Here is a 334-nt window from a genome sequence, read left to right as displayed (position 1 = left end):
TGTAGATGCTCAGAATTCTAAGAATCCTTGGGCAATTACAGTTGGTGCTCACGCAGTTGATCACAACTCAGTGACTGGACCATTCAACCAGTATTTCAAAACAGATAATTGGGATATCGTTCCTCCTTTATCTAAATTATCTATCATCCGTAACTTAAACAGATCTTTTGATGTTGATTTAACTGCTTCAGTAGGTGAAGTTGATAACAACAGATTACGTATCAAAGATGAATTATTCATCAATGCTGGTTTAGGTTTACGTTATAAGTTAGCTAATGGTTATATCTTAAAAGAAGATTCTTGGTTTGATCCATATATCCGTGTAGGTGCTGGT

Annotated in this window: 1 protein-coding gene; it reads left to right on the top strand. The window is 35.3% G+C overall.

Going from position 1 to position 334, the window contains the following annotated elements:
* The coding region (locus QWI17_RS16640) for a hypothetical protein (protein ID WP_302723651.1) at positions 1 to 334 on the top strand (334 nt) is incomplete at both ends.

It is taken from the genome of Gilvimarinus gilvus (assembly GCF_030518155.1).
GTDB lineage: Bacteria > Pseudomonadota > Gammaproteobacteria > Pseudomonadales > Cellvibrionaceae > Gilvimarinus > Gilvimarinus gilvus.
The sequence above is the reverse complement of the archived record's forward strand: the minus strand, read 5'-3'. Positions and strand labels throughout refer to the sequence as shown.